Genomic DNA, 16,103 nt, shown 5'->3' on the forward strand with positions numbered 1-16,103 from the left:
TTACTTCGGTCAACACCTCTGCGAGAAAAAATGAATTATTTTTCAATTCGCCGTCGCCGGCCGGGCTTCGGAAGCCATCACCCGCACCTCGACCAATAGCTTCTTTATCTCCGGTACGCACGATCCGCAGTTGCCGCCGGCCTTGAGGCACGCCGTCACTTGATTGACTTGCGTCAGCCCCTTGCTGCGAATGGTGTCGCAGATGGTATTGCGGCCCACGCCAAAGCAGGAACACACGGTCGGTCCGGCATCGACGCCTTTTTCGATAGGCTGGCCCACCAGCAGGCCGACCCGATCGGCTTCGTCCAGTTGCGGCTTGGCGAACAGGCCGGCGAGCCAGGCGCGCGAGGGCAGGTCGGGACGACTCGACAGGAACAGGCACATGTCGATGCGGTCATCGACCACATGAACGGCACGATACTGGCCGGCGCTGCGATCTTCGTATTCCAGCCAGTCGGCGTCGAGGTCGTCCACGCCCAGCAGTCGACGCGCCCATTGCCCGTGATCGCTAATCTGCTTGCGCCCCGCCAGCTCGAAGCGGGTGAAGTCGCGGCCCTGCACGCGAGTCCAGTGCGTGATGTCATCCAGCGCCAGCCGATGGCGGGTCAGGATGAAGCCGTGCCATGCCACCCGGAATTCTTCAATGGCAATCGGCGTGTGCTTGAACTCGGGCTCGCCCGAGACCGGATCGACCACCGGATTCACCAGCGCCCCCACACGGGCGTCGGAGGCCGACTGGTTGTTCCAGTGGATCGGCACGAACACGGTCCCGCGGGGAATGCCGCCGCCGTGCTGCACCCGCGCCACCATCGCGCCCCAGCGGCTGCTGATGCGTGCCAGTCCGCCTTCGCGCACGCCGTACAGCAGCGCGTCTTGCGGGTGGATGTCGATGAAGGCTTCAGGAATATGATTGGCCAGCGTGGCCGACTTGCCGGTGCGGGTCATCGTATGCCACTGGTCGCGCACGCGGCCGGTGTTGAGCACCAGGGGATAGTCGTCGTCGGTGGCATGCGCCGGTTGGCGCGGCGGCGTCGGCACCAGCCGCGCCCGTCCATCGGCATGGGTAAAGCGGTAGTCCTGCAACAGGCGGGCCGTGCCGGTGACGCTGCCATCGGGGCCGCGTTCTACCGGCCACTGGATCGGCGCCAGCGCATCGTATTGCTGGCGCGTCATGCCGCATAGCCCGGCCAGGTTGAACACCCGGTGCGCTTCTGGCGCGGCGTCGCCATTGCGATGCGCCGACAGGCGCGCGTGCTCGTCGAAGATCTGCTGCGCATTGTCAAACGCAAAGCCGTCAAAGCCCATGCGCTGCGCCACGTCGCAGATGATGCGCCAGTCCGCCCGCGCTTCGCCGGGGGCGCTCAGGAAGGCGCGCTGGCGCGAAATGCGGCGCTCGGAGTTGGTCACGGTGCCATCCTTCTCGCCCCAGCCCAGTGCCGGCAGCAGCACATGCGCCAGCGCATTGGTGTCGGTCTTTTCGATCACGTCGGACGACACCACCAGTTCGCACCTGGCCAGCGCCCGCTGCACCAGGTCGGCGTCGGGCAGGCTGACCATCGGGTTGGTGGCCATCACCCAGACCGCCTTGACGCGGCCGTCCTCGATCGCGCGAAACAGGTCGACCGCCTTGTAGCCGGGGCGCTCGGCGATGCGCGGCGATTGCCAGAAACCCTGCACGATGTCGCGGTGCAGGGCGTTGTCCAGGTCCATGTGCGACGCCAGCATGTTGGCCAGGCCGCCGACTTCCCGGCCCCCCATCGCATTGGGTTGGCCGGTGATCGAGAACGGCCCCATGCCGGGGCGGCCGATGCGGCCCGTCAGCAGATGGCAATTGATGATGCTGTTGACCTTGTCGGTGCCGGCCGAGGACTGGTTCACCCCCATCGAGAAGCCGGTGACGACTTTGTCGGTCTGGGCGAACGATTCGTAGAAATCCAGCAGGTCGGCCAGCTCGACCTTGCAGATGCGCGCCACCGTCGCAGGGTCGGCGCAATCGGCATCGGCCGTGGCGAGCGTCTCGTCGAAGCCGTTGGTATGGGCGGCGATGAAGGCGTTGTCGCGCGCGCCGCGATGGGCCAGGTAGCTCAGCAAGCCATTGAACAGCCAGACATCGGTGCCGGCCTTGACCGGCAGGTGCAGGTCGGCCAGTTCGCAGGTGGCGGTGCGGCGCGGGTCGATCACCACCAGCTTTGCGTGGGGTCGGGTTTCCTTGATTCTGGCGATGCGCTGAAACAGGATCGGGTGGCACCAGGCCGCGTTGGACCCCACCAGCACCACCAGGTCGGCCAGTTCCAGGTCTTCGTAGGCCAGCGGCACCAGGTCTTCGCCGAAGGCGCGCTTGTGGCCGGCCACGGCCGACGACATGCACAGGCGTGAATTGGTATCGATATTGGCGCTGCCGATGTAGCCCTTCATGAGCTTGTTGGCGAGGTAGTAGTCCTCGGTCAGCAACTGGCCCGATACATATAGTGCGACCGCATCCGGCCCGTGTTCGGCGACGATGGCAGAGAGCTTGCCGGCGACCTGGTCGAGCGCCGCGTCCCAGCTCACGCGTTGCATGACGCCTTGTTCGTCGCGCACCTGCGGCACCAGCAGGCGGCCGTCCAGGTCGACCGTCTCGCCCAGCGCCGAACCCTTCACGCAGAGTCGCCCGAGGTTGGCCGGGTGCTTGGCATCGCCTGCCACGCCAATGCTGCCGTCGGCCTTCATCGATGCCGACACGCCACAGCCGACGCCGCAATAGGGGCAGGTGGTCTGGGTGGTGGTCACGGCAATCGCGATCGGTGTGCGGGAGAGGTTCACGATGGTTTTCCTTGTGCGCTATGCGGCTTGTTCCTGCTGGCACATGGCCTGGCCGAACGGCAGTTCACGGCGCCAGGCCGAGATGTCCCGGCCGCTCTGTATCAGCTCGAAGTACCACGGGCCGTCCTTGACGTCCCCATACAAGACGGCACCCACTAATTGGTTGCCACGCAACACCAGCCGCTTGTAGATGCCGCGACGCGGGTCGCGCAACACCAGGTCCTCGGTATCGTCGGCGCCGATGAAGTCACCCGCCGAATAAAGATCCACGCCGGTGACCTTGAGCTTGGTGGCGGTGGCCTGCTGCACGTAGCGACGATGCCCGGCGCCGGCCAGGTGGGCGCCGGCCACGCGGGCCTGGTCCCAGATCGGCGCCACCAGGCCGAAGGTGGCGCGGCGGTGCTGCACGCATTCGCCCACTGCGTAGATGCGGGGATCATAGGTCTGCAAGGTATCGTCGACGATGATGGCGCGCTCGCAATGCAGGCCGGCCGACTTGGCCAGCGCAATGTTGGGGCGCACACCGGCGGTCATCACCACCAGGTCGGCCGCGATCTCGCTGCCGTCGGCGAAGCGCACCGCGCTCACGCGTTCGTCGCCGACGATGGCGGCGGTGTTGGCGCTCAACAGGAAGCGCAATCCCTTGGTTTCCAGGGCCTTCTTCAGCAGGTCGGCGGCCGGCTTGTCGAGTTGCTGATTCATCAGCGTGTCGGCCACATGCACCACTGTCACGTCCATGCCCTGGCGCATCAAGCCGTTGGCCGCCTCCAGCCCCAGCAGGCCGCCGCCGATCACCACCGCATGGCGATGATGGCGCGCCGCCTCGAGCATGGCATTGACGTCCTGGATATCCCGAAAGGCAATCACGCCGGGCAGATCATGGCCCGGCACCGGGATGATGAACGGCGTCGAGCCGGTCGCCAGCAACAGTCGGTCATACCGCACTTCGATGCCGCTGCGCGAACGCACCACGCGACGGCGACGATCGATATGCTCGACCGGGTCGCCGGCGTGCAACGTGATGTGGTTCTGCACGTACCAGTCGCGGGTGTTGAGCATGATGTCATCGATGCTCTTGTCGCCGGCCAATACCGGCGAGAGCAAGATGCGGTTGTAATTGCCGTGCGGCTCGGCGCCGAACACGGTGATGTCGTAGAGCTCCGGGGCCAGCTTCTGCAGCTCCTCGACCGTACGCATGCCGGCCATGCCGTTGCCGATGACGACCAGCGCGGGTTTGCCAGTGGCTGTCGAGACCGGGGCCTGCATCTCAGGCTCCGACCCAGACCTGGCCGGCCTCGATGCGGGCCGGCCAGGCATTGACCGAGTTGGCGGGTGCTTCCAGGCACTCGCCGGTCTGCAAGTCGAAATGTTGCTTATAGATAGGCGAGGCCACCACGATGCGTTCGCCCAGGCTGCCCACCAGGCCGCGTGACAGTACGGCCGCTTCCGAGTTGGGATCGTAATTGCCGATGGCAAATACCCGCGCCTGGCCGCCGGCGGTGCTATCGATCACATGGAACACCGCCACCTGCTGGCCGTTGACCAGCGCGCACACGCCGGTGTTGGGAACGATCTCGTCCAGGCTGCAGATGGGGGTCCAGTGGGTTATCTGTTGGTCGCTATGCATGGTGGCTCCGCTGACTGTCTTTCCGTTTGTTAAAGACGCCGGGTCCCGACGTTGGTCAGGGCGACGGCGTATCGCGTGTTGGCGTATCTGTTACGCCGTCTCCGCTACCACCGCGATCTCAAGCAATTTCTTTTCGGCCTGGGTCGCCGGCCGGATCTGGCCGCGTTCTTCCACGAAGCGGATATTGCCATCGGCTGCGCGGCTGTTGACGAAGTGGCGGAAGCGCTTGCGCGTCTCGGGGTCGGTCACGGCCTTCTTCCATTCGCATTCATAGGTGTCGACCACCTCCTGCATCTCGGCTTCGAGTTCGGCGGCCAGGCCCAGCTTGTCATCGATCACCACGCTCTTGAGGTAGTCGATGCCGCCTTCCAGGTTTTCGCGCCAGGTGCTGGTGCGTTGCAGGCGGTCGGCAGTGCGTACGTAGAACATCAGGAAACGATCGACGTAGCGGGTCAGGGTGGCTTCGTCCAGGTCCGACGCGATCAGTTCGGCGTGGCGCGGCTTCATGCCGCCGTTGCCGCACACGTACAGGTTCCAGCCCTTTTCGGTGGCGATGATGCCGACATCCTTGCCCTGCGCCTCGGCGCACTCGCGGGTGCATCCCGAGACGCCGAACTTGATCTTGTGCGGCGAGCGTAAGCCTTTGTAGCGGTTCTCCAGGCGCACTGCGAAGCCGACGCTGTCGCCCACGCCGTAGCGGCACCAGGTCGAGCCCACGCACGACTTCACGGTGCGCAACGACTTGCCGTAGGCGTGGCCGGTCTCGAAGCCGGCGGCGATCAGTTCTTCCCAGATGTCGGGCAACTGGTCTACCCGGGCGCCGAACAGGTCGACCCGCTGGCCACCGGTGATCTTGGTGTACAGGCCGTATTTCTTGGCGATGCTGCCGACCGCGATCAAGCCGTCCGGCGTGACTTCGCCACCGGCCATGCGTGGCACGACCGAATACGTGCCGTCCTTCTGGATATTGCCCAGGAAGTAGTCATTGCTGTCCTGCAGGCTGGCGTGTTCCTTCTTGAGCACGAAGTCGTTCCAGCACGATGCCAGCACATTGGCCGCCAGCGGCTTGCAGATGTCGCAGCCCAGGCCGTGGCCGTGCTTGTGCAGCAGCTCGTCGAAGCTCCTGATCTTGCCCACCCGCACCAGGTGATAGATCTCCTGGCGCGAAAACGGGAAGTGCTCGCACACATGGTTGTTCACGGCCAGGCCTTGCTTCTTCATCTCGGCCTTCATGACCTGCGTCACCAGCGGCACGCAGCCGCCGCAGGCAGTGCCGGCCTTGGTGCAGGCCTTGAGCTCGCCGACACTGCACACGCCACTGGCCACTGCCGCACACAACTGGCCCTTCGAGACGTTGTTGCACGAGCAGATCTGCGCCGAATCTGGCAGGGCGTCCACCCCCAGGCCTGGTTTCGCCTTGCCATCCGATTGCGGCAGGATCAGGAACTCCGGCGACTCCGGCAATTCGATCCGGTTCAGCATCATCTGCAGCAGCGTGCCGTATTCGGCGGCGTCGCCCACCATCACCGCGCCCAGCAGATGCTTGCCCGATTCCGACACCACGATCTTCTTGTAGATCTGGCGGCGCTCGTCGGTGAACTGGAACGAGCGGCTACCAGCTTCCTTGCCGTGGGCGTCGCCGATGCTGGCCACGTCCACGCCCATCAGCTTGAGCTTGGTGCTCATGTCGGCGCCATTGAACTGCAGCACCTCGGCCGCTTGGTCAAGATGCGACAGCAGGTGGCGCGCGGCAGTGCGCGCCATATCGTAGCCGGGCGCTACCAGGCCGAAGATGCGGCCATTCCACAAGGCGCATTCGCCGATGGCGTAGACACGCGCATCCGAGGTCAGGCAGCTGTTGTCGATGCTGATGCCGCCGCGTTCGCCGACCACCAGGCCGGCATCGCGGGCCAGTTCGTCGCGTGGGCGGATGCCGGCCGAGAACACGATCATGTCGGTCTCGAGATGGCTACCATCCTCGAAGTTCATGCGGTGCGTGTGATGCTGGCCGTCGACGATTTCCAGCGTGTTCTTCTGGGTGTGGGCGGTCACGCCCAGGTCGGCGATCTTCTGGCGCAGGATGCGGCCGCCGTGTTCGTCGATCTGCACCGCCATCAATCGCTGGGCGAACTCGACCACGTGGGTCGTCAGGTTCATGTCGCGCAAGGCCTTGGCGCATTCGAGCCCCAGCAGACCGCCGCCGATCACCACGCCGCTGGTTGAGCGCTGGCCGCATTCGAGCATGGCTTCCAGGTCTTCGATGGTGCGATAGACGAAGCAATCGCGGCGCTGGTTACCGGCGACGGTCGGCACAAAAGGGGAAGAGCCCGTGGCCAGCACCAGCCGGTCGTAGGACAGGATCTGCTCGACGCCATCGACATTGACGGTGACGGTGCGCGCCACGCAATCGATGCGTTGCGCCTTGGCGTTCAGCTTGAGATCGAACTGGACCGGGCTGCGGCCGCTGTCGAAGAAGCCGGGGGCCACCAGCGACAATTCGGCGGCGCTCTTGCCGGCGAAGAATTCGGACAGGTGCACCCGGTCATAGGCCGGTCGCGGTTCTTCGCACAGGATAGTGACCTTGAGGTCGGGGGCGCCGCTTTCTGCCAGGCATTCCAGGAATTTATGGCCGACCATACCGTGGCCGATGACGATGATGTTCATGGGAATCCTCCTCAGGCAGTAACTTTGTTATCGATGGCGACCGGCTCGTCGTTCTTGTCGGACGTGGTAAAGCGAACCGCGACGGCGCACAGTGCCGACACCGTCACCAGCACGCCCAGCGCCGACAGGGTTTGCTGGGTATTGCCGATGCCTTTCATCAGGAACCCCGCCAGCACCGCGCCGACATTGCCACCCGCGCCGATGATGCCGGCCACGCCGCCCAGCGCGCGGCGATCGATAAAGGGCACCAGCGCGTAGGTGGCGCCGCAGGCCATGTGGGTGAACATGCCGAAGCACAGCATGGCCACGACGGCGCCTGTGACGCTGCCGGCGTGCGCAAACCACAGCAGGCCCAGGCCTTCGCCGATCATCAATACGAATAGCAGGTGGGCCCGACGGTTGAGGCCGCCGGCCAGCGCCACGCGGTCAGAGATGTAGCCGCCCAGCGCGCGGGCAAACAGTGCCAGCAGACCGAAGCTGGCGGCAGCGATGCCGGCCGAGGCCAGCGACAGCTGGAAGTGCTCGACGTAGTAGATGGCGGCAATGTTATGGATGAAGATCTCGACCCCGAAGCAGGCGCCGTAGGTGATGAACAGCATCCAGACCCGATAGTTGGCGGCGGCCGCACGGAAACTGGCCCAGCCACCTTTCTTGGCATTGTCGATCGACACCCCGGCGGCGCGCAGCGCATCGTAGTTGCCTTCAGGGCAATCCTGGGTGAAGCGCCAGTACAGCGCGGCCATGATCAGCATCAATACGCCCGGCACCAGCAGCGCGACGCGCCAGCCCCAGCCATGCGATACGCCCAGCATCAGCAGCGCCGCCACCAGCAGCGGCATCACCGCTTGCGCCACGCCGCCGCCGGCGTTGCCCCAGCCGGCCGTGGCGGCATTGGCGGTGCCGACCACGTTGGGCGCGAACATCACCGAGGTGTGATATTGCGTGATCACGAAACTGGCACCGACCGCGCCAATCAGCAGGCGGAAGAACAGGAAGCTCTCGTAGCTTTGCGCGAACGCCACGCCGATGACCGGCAGCGCACCGACCAGCAGCAAGCCGGTGTAGGCGCGGCGCGGGCCGAAGCGGTCGCACATCGGGCCGATGATCAGGCGCACCAGGATGGTGACCGCCACTGCCGCAATATTGATATTGGCGATCTGTCCGACATCGAGGCCGAATTCGCCCTTGATCAGCGGCATCAGCGGGGCGCAGGCAAACCAGGCGAAGAAGCAGACGAAGAACGCCAGCCAGGTCAGATGGAAGGCGCGCATCTGGGGTGTGCCCAGGGAAAACAGTGCGATACGGGTGGCTTTGCTCATTTCGTTTCCTTAAAAGCAAAATGGCGTCCGCTCGAGTCCGGGTTACCCCGGTCAAGCGGACGCCATTGTCCTTGTGCGCTGCTGATCCATCGTTAGATCGGCATCAAAAATTGGTTGGATCGCCTTTGATCCTGCGACAGGTCATGCAAAGGCCGTGCCAGCAACGTGGTTTTGGCGCTGCGACGGGCGTTACAGAGGGAAAGAGACTAAGGCTGGATGCCCATGGGAAAGGGCATTGAGGATGGATATATCACTTCATGATGATTTTGGGTGCGGGCCTGCGCGCAAATGGTGCGGTGCGTCGCCCAATTGCAGCGCGTGCCGGCGATTGGGCCGCTCGATCAGCGCGGCTGGAAGGCAATCACGCCCATGCCGGCCAGCGCCAGTCCTGCCCCAGCCACATCCCATGCGCTCGGGCGTATGCCGTCGACCAGCCACAACCAGGCCAGCGCCATCGCAATATAGACGCCGCCATAAGCCGCATAGACCCGGCCCGAGGCGGCTTCGTGCAAGCTCAGCAGCCAGGCGAAGGCGGCCAGGCTGACAGTAGCCGGCACCAGCAGCCAGGCGCTGCGGTCTTGCCTGAGCCACAGCCACGGCAAGTAACAGCCGATCAGCTCGGCCAGGGCCGTCAACATATAAAACCCAAGTGTCTTCATGGGTTCAATCCTCTTCGCGCGCCGCGATGCGTTCACGTTCTTCGTGGGTCTTGCCCAGCCAGCGGTGCTGCAGCATGTGTTCGATCCGACGACCGACTGTAAACAACAACAGGATCAGTCCGGTTGCCATCAGCGCCACCTTCCACCACCCCACGCCGCACACGATGCCCACGGCAGCCGTGACCCAGATCGACGCGGCCGTGGTCAGGCCGCGTACTTTTTCCGACGCACGCTCATGCACGATCACCCCGGCGCCCAGGAAGCCGATGCCGGTAATGACGCCCTGGATGGCGCGACTGACCGCATCGCGGTGATCGCCATCGGAGTCCATGACGAAATTCATGCTGGCCATGGTGACCAGTGCCGCACCCAGCGCCACCAGTCCGAGCGTCTTCATACCGGTGGGCTTGCCGCGCAGGTTGCGATCAATCCCGATGACGCAACCGATGGTCATAGCGATGAGAAGTCGCAGAAAGATTTCTAAATGATCGGTCATTAAGGGGTCTGTTCTGGTTTTTGAAATGTCGATTGAGGAGGTAACGTGGAATGCACCCGGTTAAGGCGTGAGCGCCATAGTGCATTGATCCGATCCTCAGCTCAAGAGGTGAAGGAAAAATGTTTTTTTATTATCAAATCGGATTACGTAAATAGGTGGTTTATTGATTTAGTTGGAATTAGTAATCGCTTGGTCTGACAGCGCATTGCTGATTTTAATTGTTGCTGCGAATTGATGTCTTTTTATACTTTTTTCCGCCAGGCGTGTTTTCTACACTCTTAGTGAAATCGGGCTCGATTTCGACATCAACCTCAGGTTACTCAGGAGTTTGTCATGAAACGCAAAGTCGCAGCTGGACTGCTGTTATCCCTTTCGGTGCAGGTGCAGGCGGGGGCCAATTACGCCGAGCTTCCGGCCCGGGTTCCTGCCAATAACGTCATTCTTTACATTCCCTGGGAGACTCCCCAGGCGACCTGCCAGCCAGTCGTCAAGTGGACCAGCGACAAGCCGCGCGTATTTAGCGCATCCATGCGTAATACCTTCGTCGAGAATTTCAATACCATGCCAGCCCTGGCCAACGGCGATGGCACCGCCGGAAAATGGGCGCCCCATCTCGATGGCGGTTTTTCCAATGGCAAGTTCACCGGCTACGACTGGGAAGTCAAGCGCTACCAGCCATCGGCGCCCGAGCAGCATATCTACACCGACCCTAACTTCAAGGGCTCCGGCACTACGGTGCTCAACCTGAACCCTTTCAGCATCAGCGATAGCGTCCTCACCATCACGGCTGACCGCACGCCACCGGCGTTGATGCCTGCTGTGTGGAATCACGCCTATACGTCGGGCCTGTTGTCCACGCACGAGATGTTTGCGCAGACTTACGGCTATTTCGAAATGAGCGCGCAGGTGCCGAGTTCGCCCTCGTTGCTGCCGGCATTCTGGATGTTGCCGATCGATCGCAGTTGGCCTCCCGAGATCGACATCATGGAAGCGCCGGCGCATATGCCCAACGTCATCAGCACCGCGGCACACTGGGTAAATCCTGCCACCGCAGCCGGGACCTCTTCCGGCTGCAAGATTCCTTCGCCGGGTTTTGCCGCTGGTTTCCACAGTTATGGCGTGCTGTGGTTGCCGGACCGGATAGTCTATTACTACGACCGCCTTGCGATTGGGCAGATTGCCACCAAGCCTGGAATGGACAAGCCGTTCTACATGATGATCAACATGGCCGTGGGCGGAAACTGGCAAGGCTTTGCCGATGACACCACTCCGTTCCCGCAACGCATGCTGGTGGATTGGGTCGCCGCCTACAGCACCACGGGACCATCGGGATGCGCCAAGGATGCGCGGGGTGTGCTGTTGTGCAAATGATGGTGCGGCTGTAATTTTTCTGATCGGGGCCGGCTTTACGCTGGCCCTTTTTGCGTGATGGACCGGCAAGCAAACCAGCGTCTCCATCAAGGAGGTAATTCAGCAGGCGCTGACAAGCAGTAGAAGAACGCCTAACCGTTGTTCACAGTGAGGTCGCTTATTTCTTGCCAATTGCCTGTTTTTGGAGACATCAAGCAATTTGCGTCTGATGTCGTAGAACTTGTTATCTGGTGCCTGCTCTGTTAGCGCAGTACGGATTTTTAACGTAGGCGCGGCGTTGTGTCGCGTCCTGTGCCCAGTACTTTTTTTTGACATATCTGGCGAAATCGAGGGCGATTTCCTAAACGTCATTTTGCCCTGGAGATTGCCATCAAACGCAAAGTCGCTGCAAGCGTGCTGTTATCCCTTTCCGTATCCGCACAGGCCGGCCCCGGTTACGCAGAGCCGCCTACTCGCGTTCCTTCCGAGAGTGTGGTCATGTATATCCCGTGGGAGACGCCACAACATCACTGCCAGGCAGTTGCTCCCTGGACCGTCGACAAGCCAAGAATCATGAGCAGGAGGATGCACACTACCTTTATCGAGAACTTCGATGAAATGCCGGCGCTGGCCAACGGCGATGGCGCTCCCGGCAAATGGGCGCCGCATCTTGACGGCGGCTATTCCAATGGCAAGTTCACCGGTTACGATTGGATGGTCAAACGCTATCAGCCGATGGGGAACGATCAGCAGATCTATACCGACTCCAATTTCAAGGGCTCAGGTGAAGAGGTGCTCAACCTGAATCCGTTCAGTGTCGATGGCAGCGTGCTTACCATCACAGGTGATCGCACGCCACCCGCCCTGTTGCGCTCCGTATGGAATCAGGCATACACATCGGGCTTATTGTCATCGCATGAAATGTTTGCGCAGACTTATGGTTATTTTGAAATGAGTGCGAAAGTACCCAGTTCCCAGGCGTTGCTGCCGGCATTCTGGATGCTGCCGGTAGACCGTAGCTGGCCGCCCGAGATCGATATCCTGGAAGCACCTGGGCATATGCCTGACAAACTCACACGTGCAGTGCACTGGGTTAGTCCTGATACGTCAGCGCATGCGTCTTCCGGCTGCTATACGCCGACCCCTGCATTCGCGGATGGCTTCCACACTTACGGAGTGCTGTGGCTGCCGGACCGTATCGTCTATTACTACGATCGTATGGTGGTGGCCCAGGTTGCTACCAAGCCTGGCATGGACAAACCGTTTTATCTGATGATCAACATGGCGGTGGGCGGCAGGTGGCAGGGCGCCGCGAACCAGAACACGCCATTGCCGCAGCGCATGCTGGTGGATTGGGTGGCGGTCTACAGCGTTGCTGGCCCCAAGGGCTGCCTCACTGATTGGCGCGGCGTGTTGTTGTGCAGATGATATAGCCCGGATGAATGCCAGATGACAGGGCCGGCAATGCACCGACTTTTTTTATTGCGAACACGCGCGCAAAAAAGCCCCGCCATCAACGGCGGGGCAATCTGGCATGGCGGGAGATAGGAGGAGGCAACGCCATGCCGCTCAAGCACTTGCACAGCGGCGCATATTCGCTGCAATTTACCCACTGTCGTTCAATCCCTCTTACTGAGAACCGCCACCCGCACCGCCGGCTCCGCCAGCTGCACCTGCGCCACCGGCTGCACCTGCACCTGTGCCACCGCTATTGCCGCCAGGGGCAGTACCCATCGGACCATCCTTCAGTTCCTGCGCATTCGGATTGGCCTTCGAGCCGTGATCCTTTTCAGTCTTGTGCTTGCGGGTCGTCTTGTCGGTCGCCTTGCTCGACGCGCCCGAGGTAGGGGCCGCGCCATCGCTGGCAGCACCTGGTGTGCTGGAAGTCTGCGCCAGGGCGCCCGTGCTGAAGGCGGCGGCAACAATGGCCGCGCCGATGAACTTGAGAGTCGGTTGCTTGGTCATGCCAGTCTCCTTATGAATTGCTGACTGCGGCTGCAGGCAGTGAAGACATGCTAGACATTCGCGGTAGCGTGCGCAGTCGGACTGCGCTTCAAACAGGTGTCGGCGGTCGTCGCACCCGGCTGACAGCGGATGTTGCTGAGCTGCGCGAATACCCAATAAAAACGGACCTCCGAAGAGATCCGTTCTTGTTGGTTTTCGTTAGGATTTTTCTAACCGTATAACTCCATAACGAGACAACCTCACGCTAAATGGAAGGGCGTGGCAGGACCCGTCCGGGTTCAGTTACAGGGGACGATCATTTGCGTACCGCCGCATCGATGGCGCTGACGATAGCAATCGCTTTCTCGATCACTTCGGCCTGGCTGGCCACCCGCATGCTGGTCTTGAGCAGATGCAGTTGCTCACGGGTAGTCTTGCTGACCGGTACGTTGATGAAGCCGTCCGGATCCTGGACAAAACCTGGATCAATCTGGTTTTCCTGGGTTTTTCTTCTGGCCACGTTGCGCTCCTCGTTGTTGAAAATGATGGCTTGCATTATGGCGGGTTATGACCGTAGAGCACAGCAAAAGGTCCCAAAAAAATTGATGTTAAGAAAACGATACGCTATTTATTCCTAACTGCTGAGAGAAAGTGGGAAAGCTGACAGGTTTAGTTGGATTAATGGCACGCTGAGGTCAAACATAAACTGTTAGAACTTCAAAAGAATTTCGCTTTATTTTTCGCGTCATTAGTCAATAGATGGTTGCGCGGCAATACGCGACGGCATGCAATGATGACGCAATAGATTTTTTAGTCTTGCCGGTACCATGGCAATTGGCGCCCACGTGATCGTAATGAAGCAACTATTTAGTTGAATTTACTTTTTTGGGGGGAAGAATCAGGCATTGCCGGCATGGCCCAGCATGATGTGGTCGACATAGTGCCTGGCTTCATCCATGCCGGCCAGTTCGGCGGCGCGGCTGGTGCGGTAGACATGGAAGGGGTCGGTGATGTGCGGCAGCAAGGTCGTCGCTCCCTTGACCACTGAGAGCGCATCGACCGCCCAGCCAAGACGATCGTGTATGCACGTCACATGCAATTCGTATTCCTTGTAGTTGGAAACGCGCTCATATTGCTCCATGATGCACCTCGCAGGTGGTCGACAATGATGGCAGTGCGGTGGGGGAGAAATGCGGGAAGCCGGAGGGCGCTGCCGGACTTTAAGCATAGCAAACAGCAGCGCTTCTTCAAGCTCGGCAGCCTGCGTCGTCCATAAATGCTTCAGGGCAAACATGTCCTGTGGCATCTTGTCATATCGGGAACAACATTTACTTAACAAAAGGATGGATTCATGGCTGAAAGACTTTCTGCGCCGTTCGTCATCGAGCGCACTTTTGCCGCGCCTCGCGCGCTGGTATACGCCGCGCTCACCGAAGCCCGGCACCTGGGTCAATGGATGGCGCCGGCCGGCATGGAGATCACGCAGTGTAACGTCGATGCCCGTCCCGACGGCGTATTTCATTACGCCATGAAGGCACGCGGCTTTGCCGCCGCGCCCACGATGTGGGGCAAGTGGACCTTTCGCGAACTGGATGCGCCGCAACGCCTGGTGGTGGTGGTGCAGTTCAGCGATGCCGACGGCGGCGTTACCCGCCATCCGCTGGCGGCGCAATGGCCGCTGCTGACGCTGTCGACTACCACGCTCACCGAAACGGCGGGCAGCACCGTGATGCATGTCGAGTGGCGCGCCCTCGATGCCGATGCCGGTGAGGAAGCCATCTTCAACGCATCGCACGCAGCCATGACGATGGGATGGCGAGCGACGATGGATGTGCTGGACAGCTATTTGCAGCAACAGAAATAAGGATTGGTCTCGTCGCTACGTCACATGAGTCACTGGATCCCGGCATTCGCCGGGACGACTGCGGTTTAGTGCGTCGTCCTGGAAAGTCAGGACCCAGCGTCTTTCGTCGCATGTCCACCCGCTACGTAAGCTGCTGGGTCCCTGCCTGCACAGGGACGACGGTCGACTGCCGTCCCGACTGCGAGCGCATAAGAACATACGAATTCATTCGTTCAGCGAAATTTTCTCCGTGCCTATACTGGCTCGCAGCATGTCGCCCGGCATGTCTTGCAACGGTTGGCACAGGAGAAAGACCGGCATGAGATCGGATCGCAGGAGTTTGCTCAAACACGTCGCCATCGGTAGCGCAGCGCTGCTGACTTTTCCACTCCATGCCGCCGGCGCGCGGCCCACGATTATTCGTATCGGCGTGGCCCAGCAGGGCATCGGCAATCCACCCACTTTTTCCGGCAGTTCGGCTGCGGTGGCCAATGCCAAGGGCTGGATCGAAGACGAATTCAAGGCCGACGGCATCAAGATCGAGTGGTTCTTCTTCAAGGGGGCAGGGCCGGCGGTCAATGAAGCATTGACCAACCAGCAACTCGACTTTGCTTTCCAGGGCGACCTGCCCTCCATCGTGGCCCGATCGGCCGGGCTCAAGACCAAGCTGGTGCTGGCTACCGGCGTGCGCTCCAATATCTACCTGGCGGTGCCGCCCGATTCGCCCATCCAGTCGGTGAAAGACCTGCAAGGCAAGCGCGTGGCCATCTTCAAAGGCACCAATGCCCAACTGCCGATCAACCGCGTGCTCGAAGCCAATGGCCTGAAGGAACGCGACCTGCGCTCGATCAACCTGGACCAGGCCACCACCCTGGCCGCGCTTTCCACCAAGGACATCGACGCCGCATTCGGCAATATCAATCTTTTGCGCCTGCGCGACAAGAATGCCGCGCGCATCGTCTTTACCAGCAAGGGCCAGTCGCCGGTCTTCACGACCCAGTCACATGTGCTGGTGACGGAACAATTCGAACAGCAGTATCCCGAGATCACGGCGCGGGTGGTGAAGACTTTCGTCAAGACCGCAAAATGGGCCTCGGACGAAGTCAATCGCGAAGAGGTGTTACGGCTATGGGCGCGCGCCGGCACTCCCTATGAACACTGGCGCGAGGACTACGACGGCCAGCCGCTGAGGGTGCGCATCAATCCTAACTTCGACCCCTTCCTGGTGGCGCGCTACAAGGACTCGGTCGAGCAGGCTTATCGTCTCAAACTGAGTCGATCGCGCTTCGAGGTCGAACAATGGATCGACCAGCGCTACCTGAAGGCAGCGCTCAAGGAATTGAACCTGGAAAACTACTGGCCGGTCTTCCAGCCCAACGGCAAGATCCTGGGGACCTGA

The 16,103-nt window shown here is 61.3% G+C and carries 14 protein-coding genes; 4 read left to right on the top strand and 10 right to left on the bottom strand.

The window, feature by feature from the left end; genetic code table 11:
* Positions 1-42: 42 nt before the first annotated feature.
* From LBW87_RS18000 to LBW87_RS18030, 7 genes are all read right to left on the bottom strand, one after another.
* Complete coding sequence (locus tag LBW87_RS18000) at positions 43-2,802, bottom strand: molybdopterin-dependent oxidoreductase (protein WP_225202839.1); 2,760 nt, start codon at positions 2,800-2,802, stop codon at positions 43-45.
* A gap of 18 nt (positions 2,803-2,820) precedes the next feature.
* On the bottom strand, positions 2,821-4,068 hold the full coding sequence (locus LBW87_RS18005) for an NAD(P)/FAD-dependent oxidoreductase (RefSeq protein ID WP_225202840.1): 1,248 nt from the start codon (positions 4,066-4,068) through the stop codon (positions 2,821-2,823).
* A gap of 1 nt (position 4,069) precedes the next feature.
* Positions 4,070-4,429: a nitrite reductase small subunit NirD gene (gene nirD, locus LBW87_RS18010; RefSeq protein ID WP_225202841.1), complete on the bottom strand. Its 360-nt coding sequence runs from the start codon at positions 4,427-4,429 to the stop codon at positions 4,070-4,072.
* A gap of 90 nt (positions 4,430-4,519) precedes the next feature.
* Positions 4,520-7,093 carry a nitrite reductase large subunit NirB gene (gene nirB / locus LBW87_RS18015; RefSeq protein ID WP_225202842.1) on the bottom strand — a complete coding sequence of 858 codons (2,574 nt, stop codon included), beginning with the start codon at positions 7,091-7,093 and terminating at the stop codon, positions 4,520-4,522.
* Positions 7,094-7,104: 11 nt separating this feature from the next.
* A complete protein-coding gene (locus LBW87_RS18020; RefSeq protein WP_225202843.1) occupies positions 7,105-8,412 on the bottom strand; it encodes an MFS transporter in 1,308 nt (435 codons plus the stop codon).
* 341 nt (positions 8,413-8,753) lie between these two features.
* The gene (locus LBW87_RS18025; RefSeq protein ID WP_225202901.1) at positions 8,754-9,080 is read right to left on the bottom strand and encodes a YnfA family protein; all 327 of its coding nucleotides are present in this window, start codon (positions 9,078-9,080) and stop codon (positions 8,754-8,756) included.
* The gene (locus LBW87_RS18030) at positions 9,076-9,567 is read right to left on the bottom strand and encodes an MgtC/SapB family protein (protein ID WP_225202844.1); all 492 of its coding nucleotides are present in this window, start codon (positions 9,565-9,567) and stop codon (positions 9,076-9,078) included. The genes LBW87_RS18025 and LBW87_RS18030 overlap by 5 nt, the downstream gene beginning before the upstream one ends.
* A gap of 333 nt (positions 9,568-9,900) precedes the next feature.
* Here LBW87_RS18030 and LBW87_RS18035 point away from each other — a divergent pair, with 333 nt between their 5' ends.
* Together LBW87_RS18035 and LBW87_RS18040 are read left to right on the top strand one after the other, a co-directional pair.
* Positions 9,901-10,938 (top strand): glycoside hydrolase family 16 protein, encoded by a 1,038-nt coding sequence (locus LBW87_RS18035; RefSeq protein ID WP_225202845.1) that lies wholly within the window; start codon positions 9,901-9,903, stop codon positions 10,936-10,938.
* A 564-nt stretch (positions 10,939-11,502) separates the two neighbouring features.
* Positions 11,503-12,345: a family 16 glycosylhydrolase gene (locus tag LBW87_RS18040; protein WP_225202846.1), complete on the top strand. Its 843-nt coding sequence runs from the start codon at positions 11,503-11,505 to the stop codon at positions 12,343-12,345.
* Positions 12,346-12,546: 201 nt separating this feature from the next.
* Here the strand turns inward: LBW87_RS18040 and LBW87_RS18045 are convergent, their stop codons facing one another.
* The 3 genes from LBW87_RS18045 to LBW87_RS18055 form a co-directional block, all read right to left on the bottom strand.
* Positions 12,547-12,882, bottom strand: coding sequence for a hypothetical protein (locus tag LBW87_RS18045; protein ID WP_225202847.1), 336 nt, complete (start codon positions 12,880-12,882; stop codon positions 12,547-12,549).
* Positions 12,883-13,177: 295 nt separating this feature from the next.
* Complete coding sequence (locus LBW87_RS18050; protein ID WP_225202848.1) at positions 13,178-13,417, bottom strand: hypothetical protein; 240 nt, start codon at positions 13,415-13,417, stop codon at positions 13,178-13,180.
* A 342-nt stretch (positions 13,418-13,759) separates the two neighbouring features.
* Positions 13,760-14,002, bottom strand: a complete 243-nt coding sequence (locus LBW87_RS18055; protein WP_225202849.1) for a hypothetical protein — start codon at positions 14,000-14,002, stop codon at positions 13,760-13,762.
* A gap of 210 nt (positions 14,003-14,212) precedes the next feature.
* Here LBW87_RS18055 and LBW87_RS18060 point away from each other — a divergent pair, with 210 nt between their 5' ends.
* Entirely contained in the window at positions 14,213-14,725 is a 513-nt protein-coding gene (locus tag LBW87_RS18060; protein ID WP_225202850.1) for an SRPBCC family protein, read from the top strand.
* 298 nt (positions 14,726-15,023) lie between these two features.
* Complete coding sequence (locus tag LBW87_RS18065; RefSeq protein WP_225202851.1) at positions 15,024-16,103, top strand: ABC transporter substrate-binding protein; 1,080 nt, start codon at positions 15,024-15,026, stop codon at positions 16,101-16,103.

Source organism: Herbaspirillum sp. alder98 (assembly GCF_020179755.1).
In the GTDB taxonomy this organism is placed as follows: Bacteria; Pseudomonadota; Gammaproteobacteria; order Burkholderiales; family Burkholderiaceae_D; genus Herbaspirillum.

Bases quoted from the DNA above. Each gene is read 5' to 3' on its own strand.
- LBW87_RS18005 (WP_225202840.1), bottom strand. From the start codon at position 4,068: ATGCAGGCCCCGGTCTCGACAGCCACTGGCAAACCCGCGCTGGTCGTC.
- nirD (WP_225202841.1), bottom strand. From the start codon at position 4,429: ATGCATAGCGACCAACAGATAACCCACTGGACCCCCATCTGCAGCCTG.
- nirB (WP_225202842.1), bottom strand. From the start codon at position 7,093: ATGAACATCATCGTCATCGGCCACGGTATGGTCGGCCATAAATTCCTG.
- LBW87_RS18020 (WP_225202843.1), bottom strand. From the start codon at position 8,412: ATGAGCAAAGCCACCCGTATCGCACTGTTTTCCCTGGGCACACCCCAG.
- LBW87_RS18030 (WP_225202844.1), bottom strand. From the start codon at position 9,567: ATGACCGATCATTTAGAAATCTTTCTGCGACTTCTCATCGCTATGACC.
- LBW87_RS18035 (WP_225202845.1), top strand. From the start codon at position 9,901: ATGAAACGCAAAGTCGCAGCTGGACTGCTGTTATCCCTTTCGGTGCAG.
- LBW87_RS18040 (WP_225202846.1), top strand. From the start codon at position 11,503: ATGCACACTACCTTTATCGAGAACTTCGATGAAATGCCGGCGCTGGCC.
- LBW87_RS18045 (WP_225202847.1), bottom strand. From the start codon at position 12,882: ATGACCAAGCAACCGACTCTCAAGTTCATCGGCGCGGCCATTGTTGCC.
- LBW87_RS18050 (WP_225202848.1), bottom strand. From the start codon at position 13,417: ATGCAAGCCATCATTTTCAACAACGAGGAGCGCAACGTGGCCAGAAGA.
- LBW87_RS18055 (WP_225202849.1), bottom strand. From the start codon at position 14,002: ATGGAGCAATATGAGCGCGTTTCCAACTACAAGGAATACGAATTGCAT.
- LBW87_RS18060 (WP_225202850.1), top strand. From the start codon at position 14,213: ATGGCTGAAAGACTTTCTGCGCCGTTCGTCATCGAGCGCACTTTTGCC.
- LBW87_RS18065 (WP_225202851.1), top strand. From the start codon at position 15,024: ATGAGATCGGATCGCAGGAGTTTGCTCAAACACGTCGCCATCGGTAGC.